The 23,944-nt window shown below is 44.1% G+C and carries 18 protein-coding genes; 12 read left to right on the forward strand and 6 right to left on the reverse strand.

Translation table 11 applies throughout. The features are described 5' to 3' along the window. Positions 1-318: 318 nt before the first annotated feature. The 3 genes from YWE_RS0100610 (at position 319) to YWE_RS0100620 (ending at position 4,610) form a co-directional block, all read left to right on the forward strand. Positions 319-3,111, forward strand: coding sequence for an autotransporter family protein (locus YWE_RS0100610; RefSeq protein WP_227659944.1), 2,793 nt, complete (start codon positions 319-321; stop codon positions 3,109-3,111). A gap of 575 nt (positions 3,112-3,686) precedes the next feature. Beyond that, a complete protein-coding gene (locus YWE_RS0100615; protein ID WP_029092774.1) occupies positions 3,687-3,914 on the forward strand; it encodes an HP1242/YdcH family protein in 228 nt (75 codons plus the stop codon). 138 nt (positions 3,915-4,052) lie between these two features. Beyond that, on the forward strand, positions 4,053-4,610 hold the full coding sequence (locus YWE_RS0100620; protein ID WP_029092775.1) for an isochorismatase family protein: 558 nt from the start codon (positions 4,053-4,055) through the stop codon (positions 4,608-4,610). 114 nt (positions 4,611-4,724) lie between these two features. On the opposite strand, the gene YWE_RS0100625 is transcribed toward YWE_RS0100620, so the two are convergent. The 3 genes from YWE_RS0100625 to YWE_RS0100635 all read right to left on the reverse strand — a co-directional run bounded on the left by YWE_RS0100625 (position 4,725) and on the right by YWE_RS0100635 (position 8,843). Next, positions 4,725-5,888: an anaerobic sulfatase maturase gene (locus YWE_RS0100625; RefSeq protein WP_029092776.1), complete on the reverse strand. Its 1,164-nt coding sequence runs from the start codon at positions 5,886-5,888 to the stop codon at positions 4,725-4,727. 61 nt (positions 5,889-5,949) lie between these two features. Next, positions 5,950-7,620, reverse strand: coding sequence for a sulfatase-like hydrolase/transferase (locus tag YWE_RS0100630; protein ID WP_029092777.1), 1,671 nt, complete (start codon positions 7,618-7,620; stop codon positions 5,950-5,952). A gap of 329 nt (positions 7,621-7,949) precedes the next feature. Beyond that, a complete protein-coding gene (locus YWE_RS0100635; RefSeq protein WP_029092778.1) occupies positions 7,950-8,843 on the reverse strand; it encodes a LysR family transcriptional regulator in 894 nt (297 codons plus the stop codon). A 91-nt stretch (positions 8,844-8,934) separates the two neighbouring features. On the opposite strand from YWE_RS0100635, the gene YWE_RS0100640 reads away from it, so the two are divergent. After that, positions 8,935-9,711, forward strand: coding sequence for an NAD(P)H-dependent oxidoreductase (locus YWE_RS0100640; protein WP_029092779.1), 777 nt, complete (start codon positions 8,935-8,937; stop codon positions 9,709-9,711). Positions 9,712-9,901: 190 nt separating this feature from the next. Then, complete coding sequence (locus YWE_RS0100645; protein ID WP_051323106.1) at positions 9,902-10,783, forward strand: AraC family transcriptional regulator; 882 nt, start codon at positions 9,902-9,904, stop codon at positions 10,781-10,783. Positions 10,784-10,867: 84 nt separating this feature from the next. On the opposite strand, the gene YWE_RS0100650 is transcribed toward YWE_RS0100645, so the two are convergent. Beyond that, a complete protein-coding gene (locus YWE_RS0100650; RefSeq protein WP_036014612.1) occupies positions 10,868-11,941 on the reverse strand; it encodes an FAD-binding protein in 1,074 nt (357 codons plus the stop codon). Between the two features lie 176 nt (positions 11,942-12,117). On the opposite strand from YWE_RS0100650, the gene YWE_RS0100655 reads away from it, so the two are divergent. The 5 genes from YWE_RS0100655 (at position 12,118) to YWE_RS0100675 (ending at position 15,301) form a co-directional block, all read left to right on the forward strand. Continuing rightward, positions 12,118-12,861: an SDR family NAD(P)-dependent oxidoreductase gene (locus tag YWE_RS0100655; RefSeq protein WP_029092782.1), complete on the forward strand. Its 744-nt coding sequence runs from the start codon at positions 12,118-12,120 to the stop codon at positions 12,859-12,861. A gap of 384 nt (positions 12,862-13,245) precedes the next feature. Continuing rightward, complete coding sequence (gene yedE, locus YWE_RS0100660) at positions 13,246-14,328, forward strand: YedE family putative selenium transporter (protein ID WP_029092783.1); 1,083 nt, start codon at positions 13,246-13,248, stop codon at positions 14,326-14,328. Beyond that, positions 14,315-14,569 carry a putative Se/S carrier-like protein gene (locus YWE_RS26175; RefSeq protein ID WP_051323107.1) on the forward strand — a complete coding sequence of 85 codons (255 nt, stop codon included), beginning with the start codon at positions 14,315-14,317 and terminating at the stop codon, positions 14,567-14,569. The genes yedE and YWE_RS26175 overlap by 14 nt, the downstream gene beginning before the upstream one ends. 100 nt (positions 14,570-14,669) lie before the next feature. Further along, the gene (locus YWE_RS0100670; protein WP_029092784.1) at positions 14,670-14,987 is read left to right on the forward strand and encodes a hypothetical protein; all 318 of its coding nucleotides are present in this window, start codon (positions 14,670-14,672) and stop codon (positions 14,985-14,987) included. A 95-nt stretch (positions 14,988-15,082) separates the two neighbouring features. Beyond that, a complete protein-coding gene (locus tag YWE_RS0100675; RefSeq protein ID WP_029092785.1) occupies positions 15,083-15,301 on the forward strand; it encodes a YgdI/YgdR family lipoprotein in 219 nt (72 codons plus the stop codon). Positions 15,302-15,403: 102 nt separating this feature from the next. On the opposite strand, the gene aldA is transcribed toward YWE_RS0100675, so the two are convergent. Next, entirely contained in the window at positions 15,404-16,840 is a 1,437-nt protein-coding gene (aldA, locus tag YWE_RS0100680) for an aldehyde dehydrogenase (protein WP_029092786.1), read from the reverse strand. Between the two features lie 1,200 nt (positions 16,841-18,040). Here aldA and YWE_RS0100685 point away from each other — a divergent pair. Both YWE_RS0100685 and YWE_RS0100690 read left to right on the forward strand, forming a co-directional pair. Then, positions 18,041-21,169: an autotransporter outer membrane beta-barrel domain-containing protein gene (locus tag YWE_RS0100685; RefSeq protein ID WP_051323108.1), complete on the forward strand. Its 3,129-nt coding sequence runs from the start codon at positions 18,041-18,043 to the stop codon at positions 21,167-21,169. Positions 21,170-21,591: 422 nt separating this feature from the next. Next, positions 21,592-22,830, forward strand: coding sequence for an IS110 family RNA-guided transposase (locus YWE_RS0100690; protein WP_029092788.1), 1,239 nt, complete (start codon positions 21,592-21,594; stop codon positions 22,828-22,830). Positions 22,831-22,893: 63 nt separating this feature from the next. Here the strand turns inward: YWE_RS0100690 and YWE_RS0100695 are convergent, their stop codons facing one another. Further along, complete coding sequence (locus YWE_RS0100695) at positions 22,894-23,814, reverse strand: hypothetical protein (RefSeq protein ID WP_029092789.1); 921 nt, start codon at positions 23,812-23,814, stop codon at positions 22,894-22,896. Between the last annotated feature and the right edge of the window lie 130 nt (positions 23,815-23,944).

Raw genomic sequence — 23,944 nt, forward strand, 5'->3', positions numbered from 1 at the left:
GAATAGGTCATAAAGTCTGAATTTAAAGCTTTGTCGCCGAGCTTAACGAAAAGAAGATAGTAATTATGCTAATAATTAGTGTGATTATTTAATCAAATAAAGATAAGTTGATAATGAAATAAATTTCATTAATGTTTGTTTATATTATTCGCTTCAATCCATTGTTACCAAAGGAAATGATAAAACACCCTTTAATTGATTTTGTTTCATATGGAATCAAATTATTAAAAATTGTTTTAACAACGCAATAAAAATATTATAGTAAATATAGAAACAACCTTTTTAATTTTCGGTTTTCATCTATAGGGAGATAATTCAATGAGTTATGGAAAACACTCTGTTAGGGTGAATCATGTCACTTTATCAATATTACTTTCTTTAAGCTGCATCAGTTCAACGGCCATTGCCGGTGAGTGGAATGGTTCCGCCTCTGACGACTGGTTTGAAGCCAGTAACTGGTTACCCGCAGCGACACCCGATCCAAGTACTGCTGCGACGATTAATAACGGCAGCGTAAGCCTCAAAAATAATCACTCAACCATTACTCAGCTCAAAATGGCTCCGGGTAATGGTCATAATGCACAGCTCACGCTTTCAGATGGTGGCCAACTCACGGTGACCGGTACACGGCTTATGACGCTGGGTGGCGACAGTGCGACGAATGGTTCCGGCAAACTGTTTGTCACAGGTGAAGATGCCAAGTTCACACTGACCAGTGCTTCGCTGTATGTCGGCCAGTATGGTCAGGGGGAGCTTCAGGTTAGTGGCGGCGGTAAAGTTTATCTTGAAGGCGCTAGCCGTGGAATGGTGCTGGCCGACCATAAAACATCAACCGGTATTGTCGGCGTTGACGGGCAGGGATCGCTGATCGATATTCAAGGTAATCTGACGGTTGGCGGTGATGGTAACGGATATTTAAATATCACCAACGGTGGCACGGTTAATACACATTCGGTTTATAACGGATATAGCCTACTGATTGGCGGGTTTAATGGCGATAATACCGTCGGAGGATATGTATTGGTCGATGGTGCGGGGTCATCACTGAACGTCGGCGGCGATATGTATATTGGTAATAGCTCATCGGGCATATTAACCATTTCGGATGGCGCAAAGGTTAACGTACTTGGCTCGGCCAATAGTTATCTGGCAGACAGTAAAAATGATGTAGAAAATTCCGTATTAGTCACCGGGCAGGAATCAGCATGGAATGCCGGTAATATCCTATTTATCGGCCGTGACAATAGCAGCGGAACGCTGACGGTAAACAACGGTGGTGAAGTCACCGTCAGCCAAGGGATCGGCGTAGGCTATGGTGATTATTCGGCCAGTGCACCGAGCGACGGAATTAATGTGATTAATATCGGTGGAGCAAAAGGCAGCGCCGCCCAGGCGGCCGGCTATCTTAATACGCCTTATCTTCAGTTATTCACTGCCGATAAAAGTATCCTAAATCTCAATCATACCGATAATTCCGGCTCCTATTTGCTGGGGGCTGATATTGACGGTAGCGGAACGATTAATCAACTGGCGGGCACCACTATTTTGACCGGTGACAGCGCCGGATTCAGCGGAAAAACCGAAGTATCCGGTGGGCGACTGATCGTTAATGGTGAGCTGGGCGGGCAGGTGAATATTGGTGAGTTCGGGACCTTAGGCGGTGGCGGCGTTATTTATGGTAACGTGGAAAATGCCGGGCTGTTGGCTCCGGGGATTGTGCAACCGCAGACTTTTGCCAATGGTACATCATCCGGCTTTACCACACTCACTATCAACGGTAATTATAACGGTAACGGTGGTACGCTTTTACTTAACGGCCAGCTATCCGGTGACAGCTCGCCAACGGATAAATTGATCGTTAACGGTAATACGTCAGGGCTGACTAAGCTGATGGTCAATAATATATCCGGTGCCGGAAATGAAACCCAAGAGGGAATTCAGGTTGTTCAGGTCAATGGTCTATCTGACGGAAGCTTTGTTCTTGAAGGAAGAGCGGTGGCGGGAGCTTATGAATACTTCCTCCATTCCGGTTCAAAATCTGTCTATGACGATGGTCACTGGTATCTTCGCTCCGAGCTAAATGACCAACCGGGTGGTGGCGGTGAAAAGCCTGAGCCGGGCGTGATTATTCGTCCTGAACCGGGCGCTTATATTGGTAACCTGGCCGCAGCGAATGCTATGTTTATGCATTCATTGCACGATCGGTTGGGCGAACCTCGTTATACCGAGTCGCTAAAAGACCAAACCTCGACGCCAACGTCAATGTGGTTACGAATTGCCGGTAGCCGTGCCGAGAGCCAAAGTGGTCAGGGGCAGATAAACATCAAAACTAACAGCGCCATTGTTCAGTTAGGCGGCGATGTTGCTCAGTGGACCAATAATCAGACCGATCGCCTGCATCTGGGGTTGATGGCGGGTTACGGTAAAGCGGATACGTCATCCGGTTCGACGCTAATTTCATCCTCAGCAAAAGGCACCACTGATGGCTATAGCGTTGGCGCTTATGCTACCTGGTATCAGAATGATACCGATCGTACCGGGCTGTATGTTGATTCATGGCTGCAATACGGTTGGTTTAATAATGAAGTGAAGGGCGATAGTCTCAGAAATGAGCGCTACGATTCAGACGGTATTAGTGCATCAATTGAAACGGGTTATACGCTTAAACTTTGGCAAACCAGCGATAAGGCGCTGTTTGTTGAACCTCAGGCACAGGTTACGTGGTTGGGTGTAACAATGGACGACCATCTCGAGTCCGGCGGTACTAACGTTTCTCAGGCAGATAGCGGGTATCTACAAACTCGACTGGGCGGACGACTCTTCCTGAATGGCTATAGCGATCTTGATAAAGGCCGCCAGCGTACATTCCAGCCTTTCGCTGAGCTTAACTGGATCCATAATACCAAGGACAACAAGATCAATTTTGACCATCCTGTTACTTCAGCGATTAATCTGAAGCAAGAAGGTATCCGTGATATTGCGGAGCTTAAGTTGGGGGTTGAAGGGCAAATTAATCAAAATCTCACTACCTGGTTCCATATCGGTCAGCAGTTAGGTAGCCAAGATTACAAACGCACTGAAGGACTGGTTGGTATTAAGTATAGTTTCTGATGGTTATCCACTACTGGAACCGATAGGGCGTATCGCATAAGAGTGCGGTACGCTTTTTTATGCGCGCTATAAAACTCGGGTCTGGACAGAGCGTGACTTTCTTCACATTTCCAATAAATTCTGCCAACAAATATTTAGTTACTTAATCAACTAATGTGTTGTTAATTGGTGTTTTTAATTTCATTTTATACTTGAATAAAATAAATAGTTTGTTTGTTCAGACTAGCGGTTATTTTTTATCACTATGTAATATAAGGTTAATTAATAGACGGAACCTACGGTTTTAATCAGATTTTATCTGAGTGATTTATATTTAACTCTAAGGAATTCAACGTCATCCTGATAGTTTTATCCTATTCAAATAACCTCAGAGATCTGCTGCTTACTCCGGTTTATTGTTGTGAAAAATATTGGCTAATATTATTTAACTGGCATTAAGTAACGTATTCAACGGGTACAACTTGGCGTCAGACGACGGCTTAGCGGCTAAAAAGCATTCGCATAATGTATGATTTGTATACACGTAATGTCGTGATAGGCTGTCTTTAACCGTAACAACAAGAGGAGATAGCATTGTGTTTCCAGAATATCGAAATTTAATCACTCAGTTAAAGGTAGATAATCCACGGTTCTGCACATTGTTTCAACGGCATAATCAGTTAGATCATGAGGTGAGACGGGCTGAACAGAAACCCGGCGCGCTGTATGACAACGACATTATGCAGATGAAAAAAGAAAAACTGCGGTTGAAAGATGAGTTATACAAAATACTGAAAGCGTGCGAAGCACAAGGATTGTCATAGTCACCATTAACAGTATTGATAAGGAATAGATAGAGAATGGTCAAAGTGAACATGATTTCTCACTTTGACCATGATGATCGGAACGCGGATCGATAATTGTAATGACCCGTTCCGCCTTAAAATCGCCAGGAGGTCAAAGTGGCAACTGCGTTACTGTTAATTGATGTACAAAATGCAATTCTGAGTAATTTTGAAACCGGAGAAAAACAGCAGCAACTCGACCAAGCTTTTAACTTTACCCTTGATCAGCTTAGTTTATTGAAAGCTAAGGCTACTGCCGCGGAGGTACCGGTGTTTATCGTGCAACACGATGGCAAGGTCGGCCATCGGTTAGAAAAAGGAACTTCCGGGTGGGAGATTCATCCTAAAATCGCAGCGGTAAAAGGCGATATCTTGATCGCCAAAAAGACCAATGATTCATTTTTTGAAACGGATCTGGCTAAGCGTCTGAGTCAATTTTCTGTCGATCGTCTGATTGTCGGCGGCTTTATGACGCAATATTGCGTCGATATTGCGGCCAGAAAAGCGGTATTTTTTGGTTACAATGTAACGCTGGTGGCTGATGGTCACTTAACCGCTAACAGCCAGTCGATGACCTTTCAACAGATTGTTGCCCACCACAATAATATCCTGCCGCTGTTTAAGCATCAGGGGCGCGGCATTGAAGTTCGCCCGGCGAAAGACATTCACTTTTAGCACTTCATCATAAGATCGTTATTATCGATCTGACTATCGCCATAAGCCCCGGTATGCGGTCTTATGGCTCACGTTCTTCAACTTTCCCTTAATAATCCTTATCAGGCAACAAGATTAACCGCGCATACCACGTTCAATATCATCTGCAATACTCATAATGCTGGTGAGCGGAATACTATTTTTTTCTAGTTCAACCATCGCATTCATATAGGGAACCATTTGTGAGAATAGAATTTTATATCCTTCACAAAAATAGGATTTCATACCGTCACTATCCTGATCTATTCGATGCTTCGGACACCCGCCATAGCAGATAGGCTTATAGGCACACTTGCGGCAAGATTCTGATAACACCCCTTTTTGTGCTGATAGTTTATGGCTTTCCAATGAGCTTAATTTGTCGTGATAAATATTACCGATCTTATATTCAGGGTAGACAAAGTGATCGCACTCATAGATGTCTCCGTTAGATTCAATAACAAAGTTATTTCGACAAGATTTCTGGAAAACACAGCTGGTATGTCCGTTGCCCATAAACCGACTGACAAAAGATTCAAACTGACGAATAAAAATGGTTCCTACATCATGGTGTACCCATTGTTTAAATACTTCAGCCATAAAATGCCCGTAATCAACAGCCGGCACAGAGAACTCAATCAGCTCAAAGTTTTTTTTCTGATTTAAAAAATCAGAATTGGGTTCAGTGGTTTCCAACAGTTCTATAAACTGAATATGTTTGGATCCGATCGATTTTAAAAATTGATAGACTTCAAGCGGGTGTTTAGCATTGATACGGTTGATTACCGTTAAGGTATTAAACTCAACCTGATGTTTTTTGAGTTGTTCAATACCGGCCATGACTTTGTCAAAAGATCCTTTGCCCGAGCGTGTCACGCGATATTTATCGTGCAATTCTTTAGGCCCGTCAATAGAGATACCAACCAGAAAACCATTTTCTCTCAGAAAGATACACCAGGCATCATCCAGTAAAATACCGTTAGTTTGCAAGGCGTTATGTATTATTTTGTTGCCCTTATAACGGTTTTGATATTGTATAGCTTTCTCAAAGAAATCCAGTCCGGCCATGGTCGGCTCGCCGCCTTGCCAGGTGAAATACACTTCTTGTCCTGCTGCACCTATGTATCTTTCGACGAAGGTTTCTAGGGTTTCGTCAGTCATCCAGCCTTTATGCTTAAAGGTGTTTTCTTTACTGAGATAAAAACAATAATCACACTTAAGGTTACATTGAAAACTGGTCGGTTTAGCGGTGATATGCATAGTATTCCTCGGCGGTATAAAGACAGACGGCAAGAGATAAACTTGCCGTCTGGTTGTTAGCTTATTTCATTCCAAGCGCTTGTTTAATTTTATTAAATTTGTCCTGATTTACTTCACTCACCGGCGGCTTACTGTGGCTAATAAAGTCTTTCATTTCAGCCTGCATTTCTTTAACCACCTCAGGGTGCGTACTTGCTAAATCATTTTTCTGATTTAAGTCATTGAGTTTATACAGGCCTAATTTATTTCCGTCGTAAGTATAGGTTAATGAGTAGTCATTACTGCGGATAGTATAAGAAAACTGGCTAAGATCTTCGGTATTAGGGTTTTTAGGATAATCATTAGATTCGTTACGCACAAACTTGTGGTAACCGTCCCAGAACGGGATGTTTTCTTCATCAAACCAATGAGTATATGCCGTTACCCACGTTAGGTATTTATGAGGATTAGCCTTATTGTTTTCAGTCAGATACGGAAGCAGTGAAACACCGTCTAAATCTTTTGGTGCATCAATTTTAGCCGCATCAAGCGCAGTAGGAAGGAAGTCCATTGCTGAGATCAGCTTATCGTAATTTCCGGTCTGCAATTTGCCTTTCCACCAAATAAACATTGGCGTATGTGTTCCGCCAGGAAACGTTTGGCTCTTATATCCTTTCTGATTACCATTCAACGGCAGTGGGCCGTCTATCACCGCCCCGTTATCGGAGGTGAACATGATAATAGTATTTTCGTATTGACCATTTTTCTTCAGTTGTTCAAGCAGGCGTTTTACCCCTTGGTCTACTGAATAAACAGACGCATAGAAGTTATCTGCAGTTTGGCTACCGGTATTAAAGTGTTTCTGATATTCATCCGGTGCTGGATTATCATTTGGCAGATGAGGTGCACTGTAGGCTAGGTACAACATAAATGGCTCATCTAAAGCTTTTGCTCTGTCAACAACGCCAATAGCCTCATCGGTTAACTGATCGCTGATATAACCTTTAGCTTTGACTCGCTCTTTATTATGGAAAAGAGAAGGGGAATTATAGTAGGCGGTGCCGGCTGCGTGGTAACCCATAAAATAGTTGAATCCACGGTTTTGAGGCTGCCATTCTTCTGCTGAGTAAGTGGTAAAGTTATCGTGATAGTCACGAGTTTGTTCTGCTTCGGGGACCGGTACGTTGCTAATTTTTGACAGGTGCCACTTACCAATTGCCGCAGTGTAATAACCATTGTTTTGGAATAATTCCGGTAAAAAGGTCTCTTCTAATGCGATTCCGTTCTGGGCATCGGTATTGGAGTAAACGCCAAATCTGGCCGGAGAGCGACCAGTCATAATGGCTGCACGAGAAGGGCCTGAAACGCCATGAGCAACATAGCCGTTAGTGAAGCGAACGCCTTCATCCATTAAAGAAAGTAACGTTGGCGTGGATTTTTTTGCGGCTTCAATGGCTTTATCAATACCTATTCTATAAGTATCAACAACTTCTCTATTTTCCATAGACTTAGGTTCAAAAGAACTTTCATCAAATGGAAGCTGACCGTAGCCTAGGTCATCCATCGTCAATACGATGATATTAGGTTTACCTTTGGTGCTGTATTCTTTCGGAGTAAAGTCCGCAAAAGCAACGTTGGTATTTGTTGCTTTGAGTTTGACATCATCCGCATGGGCCGGGACACCCATAAGCCCTGAGGCCAAAATAACGGACACTGACGCGCTGACAATGTTCCTTTTTAAGTTTAATTTCATTATTTAATTCTCTATTGGTTATAGTCCGAATGATATTTTACGACTAGAAATAAGATTTAATGTGATCGCAACTATATAAGTGAGATTAAAATAGTTTCCATTGGTATTAGTTTGTTATTTCTTAATGTGATCGCTTGTTGGTTTTTAATGTTGATTATTTATGATTTCGTGAAATTTATTTACACTAACGGTAGTTATTATTAGATTGATAAGTAGATATTTCTCTTCGAAAATAATTGGCGAAATGTTACGAGCAGTAGATTGAAGATGAATAAAATGAGCTGACGTTAAGAACTAGCATCAGCCTTTAGCGGTAAATTTATCGGCTATTACACACTGCCGGCAATAAATTCGCGCAGCCATTGGTGTGCAGGATCGCGATGGCAGCGTTCGTGCCAAAACATGGCCATCTCATAGCCCGGAATCTCTATCGGTGGTTCTATCGCTTGTAGCTCAGGTTCTCCACGCACCAGGCGAGAAGGCAGCATAGCGACCAGATCGGTGGTAGCCAGTACTGATTTTACAAACAGAAAGTGTGGAACAGACAAGACAACGCATCGACTCAGGCCAATCTTTGACAGTTCACGGTCGGTCACGCCATGAAATCCACCGCCATCGGGGGAAACAATAACCTGTTCCAACTGACAGAATTGTTCTACGGACAACGGAGCCTTTAGTTTAGGATGTCCGACCCGGCCAACCAGAACGTATTTTTCACTAAAGAGTATGCGATGGCGCAGGCCGGGCACAACGCATTCATGGATATGAAAAGCCAGATCGATTTCGCCTTGCTCAGCCTTTTTGGTCAAGAGTGACGGTGTCACTTCAAAAATAGCCAGTCGAGTACCCGGCGCGGCTGAACGCAGCCCGGCTAGTGCCGGTAGCAAAATAGTTGATTCGCCATAGTCAAAGGCGGATATCCGCCAAGTATTTGTTGCACTGGCCGGATCAAACGGACTGGAGGGCGAGATGGCATGCTCCAGCGCCCTCAATGCATCCTGTAACGGCTGGCGAAGCTCTTCGGCTCTGGCCGTGGGGCGCATTCCTCTCGGGCCGGGTAATAGCAGCGGATCGTCAAAAATATCTCTTAGTTTAGCCAGATGAACGCTGACCGACGGTTGTGAAAAATTTAACCGCTGTGCGGTGCGGGTGACATTTTGTTCTGAAAGCAGCGTATCAAGGGTGACCAGTAAATTGAGATCCAATCGTCTGAGATTATTCATAGTAATACCTGGTATGTTAGGAATTCATTTTCAATATACCTGTAAAGAAACTATCTTGCCTGTTCTTGGTCATGATATGGAATAGCAATCTATGAATATTTTACTGGTTTATGCACACCCGGAATCGGCTTCATTGAATGGTTCACTGAAAGACTTTACGGTTAAACACCTTGAAAATGCAGGCCATAGCGTTCAGGTGTCTGATTTATATGCGATGAAATGGAAAACATCCCTTGATGCTGATGACAGTCTCGATTCAATAAACGGTGAATTCTTTGATGCAGTGATGAGCTCAAGGCAGGCTTTTGATCATGGTCGTCAAAGTGAGGATATCGCCATTGAGCAGGAGAAGTTACGCTGGGCTGATACGGTGATATTACAGTTCCCTTTATGGTGGTTCTCGATGCCGGCGATTCTAAAAGGTTGGGTAGACAGGGTTTATGCGAATGGTTTTGCCTACGGCGTAGGTGAACACTCTGATACCCACTGGGGGGATCGCTATGGTGAAGGTAATTTAGCCGGGAAGCGGGCGATGCTCATCGTCACGGCCGGAGGATGGGAATCACACTATAGCGCTCGCGGAATTAATGGCCCGATAGACGATATACTGTTTCCTATTCAACACGGAATCTTATATTACCCCGGTTTTGATGTATTACCGCCGTTTATGGTCTATCGTACCAATAAAGTGGATCAGGCTAAGTTTATCGATATCACGCATGAGCTGGGGCAGCGTCTTGACCATCTGGCTATCACGACACCGATTGGTTTTCGTCAGCAAAACGGCGGGAGCTATGCCATCCCTCAGCTTACGCTACGGGAAGATATTGCGCCGGACCGTTCTGGTTTTGCTATTCATATCGAATAATAGGGACTAACCAACGGATGAAATAACCATCGGCTACCGCTATATAGCGTGGCCGATTTTTTTGCTTATATTCCGAAGCTACCGTTTTTCATTATATTTTCGCAACCGGGGATAAGTATCATGGCAAAGTGCCGCTATAATCCGTTCTAAATCGATTTCAAAGGAAAAAATTCAGACGGAACAATGAATTGTGAAAAAACCGAAAACAGAGCAGGACTATTTAAATCGTATACACAAAGCTTATGGATTAATTGCCCGGAATCTGGATAAGCCTCTGGATATCCACTTTTTGGCTAAAGAATCCGCTTTTTCTTTCTACCACTTTCACCGAATTTATACGGCACTCACCGGTGAAACTGTGGCAGATACTCATCGTCGTTTACGATTAGATCGCGCTGCTGCACAGGTTGCCCGGGGCTCGCTGCCTATAACTTATATCGCGATGGAGGCAGGATATGAAACGCCCCAGTCATTCTCCAAAGCCTTTAAAAAGCAGTTTTCTTTATCACCCGCACAATACCGTAAAGCGAATAAGAGCGCGGGCTATTCTCATCCTTATTTTATCTATCCACCGATACACACGGAGATTATTAACGTGAATATTACCATTGAAACTCGGCAACAAGAGACGGTTTATGGCATCCGTCATAACGGACCTTATATGGAGATTTATAACGCGTTCACCCAACTTTGGGATTGGGTTATCGCCAGTGGATTAGCCTCTCAGGCTCGCTACGGGCTGGGAATTTATTATGATGATCCGCTATGTACTGCACCTGAGAAGTGCCGGTCCGATGCCTGTATTCAGTTCAATCACCCGCTGGCAAATGAACCTACTGATAAAAACGTTCAGGCAATAAAACTGGCAGGCGGCCGCTATGCCAAGTATCGCCATATCGGTCCTTATTCAACACTACATCAGGCCTACCAAACATTTTATGGTCAATGGCTACCGACCAGCGGCTATGAATGTGCCGATCAGCCACCGTTTGAGATCTATGTTAATAATCCTCACGATACGCCTGAGGCCGAATTGATAACCGATATCTATTTACCGATTAAAGATAAATAAAATCTCGAAGTAGCGGATAACACTGGTTGTCTAAACCATCTTGAACCCGCCGAGAAAACTTTATTTCCCGGCGGTTTTTTTTAACTACTGACGACCAAACTGATTTTCTACCGAAATATGAGATATTTTGCTTTTCATAATCCACTTTCTTAGCAGCGGCGAGGTTAAAATCGCCGCTTTTACCATCTTACTGAACAGCTTAATCCGCAGCTTCAGAGTGCGGGTATGGTAGGTTTTATTGGGTGTTGCATCGTTAGCATTAAATATTTTGCTTAGTATCTCAGCGCTATCCAGTGCATAGCTGATACCTTCTAATGAGCTGGCACTGATAAATCCGGCTGCCTCACCAATCAAAAACAAATTATCTTTACCGCAGCGGAAATCACTGAATTTTGACGGGCATAACACCACGCATTTTTCGGTCTTTAGCACCTTATTAAAGGTAAATGCGTAGGGGATGAGCTTCTCTTTTAGCTGTTCAAATCGCTGGTTGGCATTTTTCATTTCAAATGCGCCACCGATAATGAAATAGCCATCTTTAGAAATACTCCATGAATAGCAGTCAGTGACGGCCCGATCGAAAATACAGGAGTAAAAAGGGACCGGATGACAATCTTCAAACCACTGCTGAATAGATAAGTATTTTCGAATCTGATGATCGGGATACAGATTGCGGCGAATCATTGAATTAGCACCGTCGGCACCAACAACAAAGCGGGCAGAAACCTGCTGCTCAATGCCGTTTTCAACAAAGGTAATTTGATATCCGTCATCCTGTTTAATCATTTGCTTACACAGGGTGTCATGGCGTACATCAACGGTCTGTGGAATTAACGTCTTGAGCCACAAATCGAACTGATGGCGATTAATATTGACGTAGGTCCGCTGATAATTACGGATAATTTGGGTTTGCAGATCAAAGGTTTTTACGCTGAATATCTGTGGATTAGCCAGCACTGAGGTTGGCAAATTAAGGTTAAATCTGACAAAAGATCGCTGGGAATCAGTAGCCAACAGACCGCCACAGGGCTTTTGAAAACCTTGCTCGCCGGTTTGCTGCTTTTTATCAAAAGCGATGACTTTAAGGTTAGGGTTGAGGAGTCTGGCTAAGGTGGCTCCGGCCGGACCTAATCCTATAATTGCGATATCGTAATCCATAATTAACCGTTATAAAAAACTCGAAGTATGTATGCGCGCAGAATACTGAGGTTGAGTGAAGTATTTGTGAAGTACACAAGAGTTAACATTTTTTGTGAAACATCCATCGGGTTATAGGGCTACCAATAGAGGCTATAAGCAATAGATGTTGCTTTTAACCTGACAGGAGACTCATTATGAATTTTGCCGAAAAAGTGGTTATTGTGACCGGCGGGGGCAGTGGAATAGGCCTTGAGACAGTCAAAGCATTTGCACAGCATGGGGCTTCGGTCATGATTGCTGATGTTAGCGAACAAGGGCCGGATATTGCGCTATCCCTGCAACAAAAAGGTTATCAGGTCCGATTTGTAAAAACTGACGTAACAAGCTTACAGGATCAGGAAAATATGTTGGCCGAGACGCTTCGTCAGTTCCGACGGTTAGATATTCTTTTTGCCAACGCCGGAATTGCCCGCGATGGGCCGATAGACTCACTAAGCGTGGACAACTGGCAAAAGACGATTGATGTTAATTTAACGGGCGTATTTCTCAGCAACAAAGTGGCAATCAGCCATTGGCTAAACGCCGGGCAGCGTGGCGTTATTGTTAACTGCGGGTCGATTCATAGCTTTGTGGGTAAGCAACATGTTACCGCCTATGCTGCGGCCAAAGGCGGCGTTAAGCTGTTAACTGAAACCCTCGCGGCAGATTACGCAGCAAAAGGCATTAGAGTTAATGCAGTGTGCCCGGGATACATTGATACGCCACTGCTTAGTGCACTAACATCTGAACAGAAAGATGCGCTGATTAAGTTACATCCTCAGGGCCGTTTGGGTCATCCTAACGAAGTGGCTAACGTCGTATTGTTTCTTGCCGGGGATATGGCTACGTTTGTTAATGGTGCTTCAGTGCTGGTTGATGGCGGCTATACGTCGCAATAGTCGTCAGTAGGCCGATCACATTACTCCACAGAGCTGCAGGACGGGTTCTGTGGGCGGGCTTCAGAAAAGGTATTAATGACATTAAGCGGTTTTACTCAAACAGGCTTAGACAATATGTCGGTTAAAGGCGTTGGATATAAGTGAATTCAGTATATATGGTGGCAATAGCCGAACTGTCTGGTCGAATCATTTATATCTAAACCTATATAATGATTTTAACCAACCAATAAATAGAAGTTATTCATATTATATTATTACCACAAAATGATTATTGACCATTCATTCTGTGACTCAGTTATTAGATGACCCCGAGGATGCAAGATAAAATAACGATTCATTTAATGGGAAAGTGAGCAGGTTGTTCCTGCCCATAAAGGAATCAAAATGTCTAGAATGTGGATATTAATTATATCAGGTCTTGCTATTGGTCTTATTGCATTAACGTTAGGAGTTTCCGGTAATCCACCCAATATGGGCGTCTGTGTCGCCTGCTTTATTCGAGATAGTGCAGGAAGTTTGAATCTTCATAGTGCCGCAACGGTACAATATCTACGACCCGAAATATTTGGCTTTGTTATTGGTGCATTCGCTACCGCAATTTTATTCAGAGAATTCAACGCCCGCGCAGGTTCTGCGCCGATAATACGTTTTACATTGGGCTTTTTAATGATGATTGGCTGCTTAGTCTTTCTAGGTTGTCCTTTACGCATGGTATTGCGCATTGGTGCCGGTGACTTAAATGCCATTATTGGATTATTCGGACTTATTATCGGCATTGGTATTGGTAGCCTGTTTATTAAAAAAGGATTCTCACTGCCAAGAAGCTATAAGCAATCATCAATAGAAGGCGTGTTATTCCCCATTATTTGTCTGGTTGCATTGCTGATTTTCCTTTGGGATAGCCAAATATTTACTGCCAGTGAAAAAGGTCCCGGGGCAAGTCATGCTCCAGTTTGGTTATCAATACTTGCCGGTCTGGTCATTGGCTTTATTGTTCAACGGACTCGATTCTGTTTTATTGGTATGGCGAAAAATATATTTCTGTCGCGTAACTATAATATGGCGCTCGGCATATTGGCGTTAACCCTAGTTGTCATTATTGGCAATCTCTATTTAGGCAAATTTAATATCAGCTTTGATAATCAGCCGATTGCCCATACTGACGGACTATGGAATTTTTTATCTATGGTTTTAGTCGGGCTATGTGGGGTGTTTATTACCGGTTGTCCTCTGCGTCAATTGATTAGTGCCGGGCAGGGAAGTTCAGATGCAGCGATTAGCGTGCTGGGTATGTTAGTCGGTGCTGCATTCGCTCATAACTTCTCATTTGCCTCAAGCCCGGCAGGCCCGACTGAGAACGGCAAGCTTATTGTGATTATTGGCATTGTACTGGTGCTGGCAGTCGGTTTTATCTACACCTTGGCAAGCAGAAAATCATTAAGTGATATAACAGATGAATCCCGTTGATTACCAATTTCTTTTTTATACGCCTCTGGGTGTTATTTTATTAAAGAAACAGCTTATGCTGAAAGGCATTGAGTTTTGCGTAATGGATGCCCCCCGGCAGCTATCTGCTGAGTGTGGTATGAGCGTGCGTTTTAGTCTGACCAAAGATGAGGGCTACAGGTCGCTTATTAACCCTCAGGTGAGTGCGGTATATCGGGTGGAATGCGAAAGATATATCTCATTATGGCAAGATAGCCAGTAGTGACGTTGGCTGCAGGGATGCGGCTAATTGAATAACGGGTAGGGGCATTGTGTAACGATAGCCCGCAGGCAATTAAAAAATATCAACGGCAGGTACCATCATGTCAGATAACCAAGAACCGACGACTACGCGCAAAAAAGAGAAAGGCCGGTCGGTAGTATTAACCACCATTTCGGGTTCCGTCACTCAGCCGGCAACGTCGGAATCAACGCCAGAGGGGCAAGATGCGGCTGTTCTGACTATACTTGTAGAGAGCGGCAAATATCGGGGCTCACAAATCAAGCTTATTGGCCTTGATCCTCGAATTCAAATATTGATGAATTATTCGCCCGGGCAGCACATTGCTGCAACAGGTAGTCTGGATGCTAATGGCGACCAGTATCAGCTCACAGTCTATTCAATCCGCCTGGAAGAATAACCATAAATGCAACATTTGCCTTTAACAACCAGCCTATAGTGGTAGGTGTACCTTTTATAAACTTAAGGTGCTAATCAATCAGAGGAAAAATAATGATGAAGAAATTAGCTATGTTGTTTACCGGATTAATCATGGTAAGCGTTCTGACCGGCTGTGCCAGTAATTATGTCATGACCACCAAAAGCGGTGACGTCATTGTTTCACAGGGTAAGCCTGAGCTGGATGAAGATACCGGAATGATGAGTTATACCGATAAAGCTGGCGATCGGCGCCAGATTAACAAAGATGACATTAAAGAGATGATTGCGGAATAAAGAATCATCTGTCAATGCATCTGCTATGAGGCTTCTTGCATCTTAGTCGTCATGATTAAGCAACAAAAAACCCGCGGCTGCGGGTTTTTTATCGACATTATATTAAGACTGAATATAGACCACATGGGTGTGGGTATATTCATACAGGCCGTGTTTTCCATCGGCTCCGCCAACGCCGGATTTACGAACGCCGGCGTGGAAACCCTGCATGGCTTCAAAGTTTTCTCGGTTAATATAGGTTTCACCAAAGTCAATTTCGCGACAGGCTTGCATTGCCTTATTGAGATTTTCAGTATAGATCGACGATGTAAGGCCATATTCGCAATCGTTAGCCAGTGCGATACCTTCATCCAGGCTATCGATAATCTGAATGGGTAATACCGGCCCGAAGATCTCTTTTCGCATAATCTCCATATCCTGAGTACAAGCGGTCAGAACGGTCGGTTGATAGTGATAACCTTGACCTAAATCAGCCACAGCGCCGCCGGTGACTACCGTTGCGCCTTGTTTTATCGCGGTTTGTACGCGCTGTGTTACCTGATTCAAGCCAGCCTGATTAATCAATGGCCCCATTTCAATATCCGGATTAGCAATAGGATCGCCATAGCGGGTTGCAGCCATAGCCTGAGATATTTTATCAATAAATTGATCGGCCACGCTGCGTTCAACATAAACACGCTCTGCACAGTTACAAACCTGTCCGGTATTAATAATTCGTGAATTACGGATAGCATTAACGGCTAAATCGATATTCGCATCGGCTAAAACGATGGCCGGCGCTTTTCCGCCTAATTCCAGATTAAGCTTGGTAAGGTTCGGTGCTGCGGCAGCCATAATGCGAGACCCTGTGCCAACGCTGCCGGTAAAGCTGATCATATCAACTTGAGTACTGGCTGATAACTGCCCGCCGACGCTGCCTGCGCCACCGACAACGTTAAACACACCGGCCGGAAGATCGGTTTCAGCGACCAGTCTGGCGAATTCATAACAGTTATTCGGCGTTTCTTCACTTGGTTTAATCACAATGGTATTACCCGTGATTAATGCCGGTGCCATTTTTCTGGCAATCAGAAAGAAAGGGAAGTTCCAGGGGAGAATTCCGGCGACTACGCCTAATGGTTTACGGAACAGAAAAATATTTTCATTCAGCCGATCGCTGGGGATAATTTCCCCTTCAATTCTACGTGCCCACTCAGCCATATAGTCAAGGTAATCAGCGGTAAAGTTCACTTCAACTTCAGCTAAAGCAGATATTTTACCCTGTTCTAACGTAATGGTCCGAGCTAACAGGTTAACGTTTTCTCTCAGTTTTGCCGCAATCTTATTTAAATATCGGGCGCGGTCAATAGCAGGCTTGCGTGCCCAGCCGGCCTGAGCGCGTCTGGCTGCATTTAGCGCATCATCAACATCTGAGGCAGAGGATGCCGGGCTGTGGGATAACAGAGCCTGGGTTGCAGGATTAAAAACCTCAATATGGTCGGCACTGCTACGAAACTGACCATCGATAAAGTTTTGATAAATTGTAGGACGATTAGACACGCTGAGTTACTCCTTTACTAAGTCCGTTTAATCACTATATGAATTGTTTTAATATCAATTCATATAGTGATTAAACGGATGTAAATCATAAATTTTGGTTTGCTGACCAAAATAGGGTTCGCGATCAGTATAGGGTAGGAGTAAAAGTTAATTGTTATGCAAAAGTTGCTAAAATGAAACTTTGTTTCACATTTGCAACCTTGCTCACATATCGATAACAATGGGTTGGAATTATTAAGCTAACGCTATGATTTGGAATGTTTCTCTTAAAATTGAAGTATGGTAGTTAAAAATAGTATCCGTAGCCCCTTTACTAAGGTATGGGAAATTCTGAACAGGGTACTTAGTAACGTTTAGCCTAGTGATATTTTATCGGATTGTTAAAATAGCTTCAGTACGAATCGGCAGGGCAATGTACTTCAATAGCGATATTTTTTTCCAAGAGGCTTACTTACTGCATTTTAGTTGATTTTTAACATCAATCGATCTTACATAAACATCCGCCATATCATATGGTACTGAGTTTACCGAAACGCTCATTTTATTTATAAGATGATTAGGTGGTTTCGATTGATGACAACATTTTAATGATTAAAGTAAAAGTAAATAATTCAATTGCGTTATAATCACTTCAAAATGGAAGTCTTTAAACCTAATAATTAACGCTATAGAAACACTTTTTTAATAAAATTAAATTTTAAGCTTATTTACTTTTATAATCTGGACGCCATCACAGTCTAATTTAACTTTACATATGTTTATATAAATAGTCATTACACGCATTGGCAATAAAAGCATTGTGTTAAATCTTACCACTGAACTCAAATGAGTTATTTGATCGACTTATTTAAAAATAACGATATAATATTCTATTTATATAAAAAACGTTAAGCCAATAGATCGATTATTTGATCTTGACAAGTTAGTCATCCTTTTGTTTAATCGTGCCATCTTCAGTGTTCATCATCTTCTATCATCCTGATGCCGAATCTGACATTAAAGGTGACAACACATATAATTGTATTTAATTATTATTCAAACACCAATTTATGATGTTATTTTTTACCATTAAAATGTCCTTCCCTATATTTGTCACCTATGGGTAAGTACAATTAATGCATAAAGTTAAAATTAAGTGATGCAAAATTGGAAAATATTACTGCATCACATTCATATGGAAATCAGTAAGGATGCTTTGTTATGAAAAATAATAAACACGCATTTGCGTCACCTAAAAACCCACCATCTAAACAACTACTCTCTTTGCTAATTACTGCAGCTATTGTCGCTAATGCCAATGTGGCAGGGGTACAGGCGGCGACAAATGAGTGGATAGGCGGCATATCTTCTGACTGGAGTAATCAGGATAACTGGAGCCTGAATATCTTACCTAGCAAGGTGAATGGCACTGTTATTAATAACGGTAACGTGGTACTCGATACTTCAGGCAGCAGCATTAATTTGGGAGTGGGAATTGCACCCGGTTCTGAGGCGTCATTAACCGTAGGCCAAGGGAATACGCTGACGTTGGGCACGGCGGTATCGGCTCAAACGACGGACGGGGTTGGTCAGTATATTGGTCATGACGGCAGCGGTAAGTTGGTGATTGAAAATGGCGGTGAGGTTAACTACTCATCGACGCTGACAACTATATTGGGCAATAACGCCGGCTCTAATGGCGAAGTCATTGTCACCGGCGCGGGTTCTACCTGGAGTAATCTTTATGGTGATGTACAACATCCTAGTAATCAGACCGTTATAAAAATAGGTAACGCCGGTTCAGGTCAGCTCTCGGTACTTAATGGCGGCACAGTGGTTACCCCCAGGGGCTTCAGTATTGCAAGTGCGGAAGGGTCATATGGTTCAGTTACGGTCAGCGGTGTCGGTTCCAGTCTGCTATTAGGTACTGACCAACTAAATTCTACCGGCTGGGCCGGGGTTTCTATGCTTTATGGTGAAGGGCATATGACCGTTAGTCACGGCGGCGAGGCGACCATTTATGGCGGAATTATTTTTGGCCGCGGCAATAATGGCGTCGCTCAAACCGTTACCGTTAGCGGAGAAAACTCCGTCCTGACCCACTATGGCAACCTTAATATCTATGGAAACGGTGCCGGAGTCCTTTTGGTTGAAGATGGCGCTAAGTTATATACATCGGCTGCGCCGGGCGGTGGAACGCAATTCCCCGGTCAGGCAATAGTCGGCCACCAGAACGGTGGTGATGCTTTTGCTTACGTTACCGGCCCTGATTCACTCTGGCAAGCCGCGCAGGATATGATTGTAGGTAATCAGGCTAACGGCAACCTGATTATTTCAAATGGCGGAACGGTAGAAAACGTTCTTGGTCGCGTAGGTTTAACTGCTAACTATACCGGCACGATTACCGTGACCGGAATGGATTCCGCCTGGAATAACCGTGGCAATATTACGCTGGGCAATGCGGGTACCGGGATTCTGACCGTTGCCGACAATGGCGTTGTTAATGTTGGTGACAAACTGACTATTGCTAATCTTGCCGGCTCTAAAGGAATACTGAATTTTGGTGCGGCTGAAAATAGCGCTGCAGCCACTACCGGAACGGTGAATGCCAATCAAATTGTTTTCGGCGACGGTGATGGCCGGGTGGTGTTTAACCATACAGAAAATGATTATCAGTTTACTCATTTACTCAGGGGTACCGGCACGGTTGTGGCGCACAATGGCGTGACTATTTTTAATGACCAACAGACCTACGGCGGCTTGACCGAAATTCATGATGGCGGCACTTTACGGGCCGGTGAAAATAATGCATTCAGCACTAATTCAATCTATGACATTGCTCAGGGCGGAATACTAGACTTAGCCGGTTATCGCCAGACTACTGGCGATATCACCAATGCCGGTACTATCAAATTTCATACCGGTGAGATTGCCCGTGGTAACACTCATAACCTGCTGACTATTGAGGGTAACTACCACTCAGACGGCGGTGAAATTGTGTATAACACGCTACTGGGCGACGATGGTTCTGCAACCGATCAATTAGTGGTTAACGGCGATACGTCAGGAACCGGGTATATCAGAGTTATCAACGCCGGTGGCGGCGGTGCTCAGACGTTAAACGGCATTAAGATTATCGACGTTTTAGGGCAGTCTGACGGTGAGTTTTATAAAGCACAGAACCACAGGATCGTTGCCGGTGCCTATGAATACGACGTAATTCGCGGTAGTCAGGCCGACACCAATAAAAATTGGTACCTGACATCGAGCTGTGTTAACGGGCAGGGTTCCTGCGATGTTACTACCCCGGATCCGCAAGTGGATAAGCCTGCGGTAATACCAGAAAAACCCGTAGAGATATTCCGACCTGAAGCGGCTACCTATTCGGCTAATCTGGCCATGGCGAATACCTTATTTACCCATTCATTGCACGATCGTCTGGGTGAGCCGCAGTATACCGATTCACTTCGAGGCCAAACTCAACACCCGACCAGCATGTGGTTGAGAATTGTGGGTGGGCATACCCGCTCTCGCGATTCAACCGGGCAGATGCAAACCCAGACTAACCGGGTGGTTGTTCACGGGGGGGGTGAAATTGCTAACTGGAGTAGCGACGGATTAGATCGCGGTCATTTGGGCTTGATGTTTGGCTATGGCCAGGCCGACAGCAATAGTGATTCACGAATTACCGGTTATTCAACCAGAGGCAAAGTTGATGGCTATAGCGCCGGCGTTTACGGTACCTGGTATAGCAACAATATTGATAAAACTGGCCTCTATGTTGATAGTTGGGCGCAGTATAACTGGTTTAACAATGAGATTCAGGGGCAGTATATCGGCACTGAAAAGTATAATTCTGATGGTGTCGTGTTGTCATTAGAGTCCGGATATACCTTCCAGATTATGGATAATCAGGCGGAAAACAAAAAAGCCTTTATTCAACCTCAGGCTCAGGTGGTATGGATGAACGTCAGTGCAGACGACCATACTGAAGGCAATAACGCTCAGGCAATGACCACTACGGTTTCTGGTCGTGGTGATGGAAACATTATGACTCGTTTGGGGGTGAGAGCTTATCTTCAAGGGTATCACCCGATTGATGAAGGTAAAGATCGTATCTTCCAACCATTTATTGAGACTAACTGGATTCATAATACCAAAGCTTTTGGCGCTAATTTAAACGGTGTCAAAGTCGAACAGAAAGGAACCCGTGATTTAGGTGAGCTAAAACTGGGTGTTGAAGGGCAATTAACCAAGCAGTTTAGCGTGTGGAGCAATGTTTCTCAGCGTCTTGGCGGCGATGGCTACAGTGATACAGCCGGATTAGTTGGTATGAAATATAGTTTCTAACGGTTGTTTACTCAGAGTGATGACACAGTGGTTTAATTTGATTTCAGCGCGAATTTCGTCCGCATAGTTAGCATCGGAATATTGGTTTTTCCTAGCGGCCGAGATACCGTCTTGTTAGGGGGCCGCTTGGAAAACGGAAAATATCCTATGTTAAGGCCATTTCTTAAGCAGACATGACAGGCAGATCTGAGCGAGGTATAGTCATTCGCACCCTGATAATTACACTTTAAAGTGATTCAGGGTATGCGCCTACTGGTTACGAATATTGAGCGAGAATCACGTGATGATCGCCGCTTTTCTTTCGAGCCAGTAGGTGCTCCACGTTCGCTAACGAATACTCAGGGCATGCAGATAAACTGCTGGCTATATTTCTTTCGAAGAGCGTGGAATGCATACCAATCCCCGATGAAAAGGAGTTGGTGATGACTACGACTAATCAATTTGCTGCACATGTTGGTCTGGACTGGGCAGATAAAAAACACGATGTCTGTGTTCAGTTTAAAAACGGCGAACGCGTATTCCATGTGATTGAACATACAGTAGAAGCGCTTGATGTCTGGCTTACCGAGTTACACCAGAAGGTAAAAGGCAGGATCGCTATAGCTCTCGAGCTGAAGAAGGGGCCCGTGGTATATGCTCTTCAGAAATATCCGTTTATCACCGTTTTCCCTGTCCACGCTTTGTCTCTGGCTCGTTACCGGCAAGCTTTCTCGCCCAGCGGCGCTAAAGATGATCCGCAGGATGCCGAGCTGACATTAGAGTTAATGCTACGCTATCCCCAAAATATAAAAGCCATTGAACCCGACAATGCGGATATCCGGTTGCTTCAGCAACCGGCTGAGCAACGTCGTCAGTTGGTTGAAGATAAGCGACGCTTTGTGAACCGGATAATCAACACGCTTAAACAGTATTATCCTCAGCCACTGGAGTGGTTCTCACATCGGGGGAGCTTACTGTTGTGTGAACTGATTATACGGTGGCCCAGTCTGCAACAACTGAAACGTGCCAGGCGCGACACGATCCGCAACTTTCTGAATGCCAAAGGTGGCCGCGCAATGGCCCTTACCGAGCAACGTGTGGCGAGTATTGATAACGCGATCCCATTGACTACAGACTCGAGTGTTATAGAGGCTAATGCTTTAATGGCAACAGCACTGGCGACACAAATTAAAGTCGTGAGTGAAATCATCAAAACCTATGACGAACGAATCGAAACGCTGTTTGACACATTGCCAGATGCGGGGCTGTTCAAATCACTTCCGGGCATAGGGCCGTGTATGGGTCCACGGATGCTTGCTGCACTTGGTGATAACCGTGACCGGTTTAACAGCGCTGAAGAAATTCAAAACTATGCAGGTATTGCACCGGTGACAGCGCGAAGTGGCCAGAAATCCTGGGTTCACTGGCGATGGCAATGTGCAAAGTTCGTCAGGCAGACCTTTGTTGAATGGGCTGCCAAGACGGTTAACTCATCATACTGGGCCAGACTTTATTATCAGGGCCAGCGAGAAAAAGGGAAATCGCATCAATCAGCCATCCGGGCTCTGGCGTTTAAATGGATAAGGATCATTTACCGCTGCTGGAAGACCAGAACCCGCTACGACGAAGCGAAATATTTGCTGGCACTCGAAGCGCGACACTCGCCTTTACTTAGGCCATAAAAAGCTTGTCGAATGTCTCAGGGCGTGAAGCGAGCAGACATTAAGATCACCTGTTGATTTGCTTTATTTTTCGCGAAAGAAAAAATGCACTTTCCCTTGCTGAAATGCAACGGCAGGCAAGCCCTCATGTTCATGAGGTGATAGGTAAAGAATTACCCACGCAGGAAGATGGCTACTGACTTGTTGTATGAAGGCATAATTCATACGCTCATTTTCTGCATCGGAATGATCAGCACTGTTTCTAAATACCGGGCTGAGGAAACTTCCATTTAAACCATCGTGTCTTATGAAATAACTTTTTCCGGTCGCATTTGAACCTATTAGGTCAGGAGTGCGGACAATTTTTTCTGCGTCGTGGAAGCTTGTGTAAAAGGTGCAGGTCGGACTATTCTTGCGAGCAGGGTCGAAATAATCATCTTTTGGAAGCTCACATCCCGCATCTTTATCTGCAAATTTAACGACCAGAAAGCGTGAAGCATTGGTTTGAAAAACGTATTTTCCTAACCAGTTATTGTATCCCGCCCCCTTACTAACCCTAAATTTGCGTTTAGATTCATTTAAGGTAGCCAGAACAGCAGCTTCTATTTTATCTGAGAGCACAAGTGAAGCCGCCTGGGGTGTGGTTGCCAGTTCGGTGGGGATCCATGCCAGGATCCCATTTGATTGCCAATCTTCCACACTCATACCCGTGGCACGATGTTGCAGCAACGGGGTTAAGGACAATGTCGCTTCATTTAATTTATCATTTCCCACTGTAGGGAAAACAAAATCATAATCCGTGCGGCTGAACATCTTGCTTTGAGACTGGCTAACCAAGGCGTCGCTATAAAGGTCCATACCGGATGCATTGATGATATTCCAAGCGACGCTATGTTCAGCGCGATAGGCGTACGATTTTTCAGATTGGTCACGAATGCCAGAGCAAGCCGTCAGTAGCAGCGTGGTACACACAATTGACAATGACTTCGGTAAAAAAATGTTCATCCATTCTTCCTTTTGTTTAATCCTGTAAACTAATACCGGCAATGCCCGCTAATAAAGTTAATGTAAATATTAATGGGTATATAACAAAGGGGGCGTTTTGCAGGAAATATCCGGAAAAATACGAATTGTG

The sequence above is a fragment of the Budvicia aquatica DSM 5075 = ATCC 35567 genome (assembly GCF_000427805.1).
GTDB classification, from domain to species: domain Bacteria; phylum Pseudomonadota; class Gammaproteobacteria; order Enterobacterales; family Enterobacteriaceae; genus Budvicia; species Budvicia aquatica.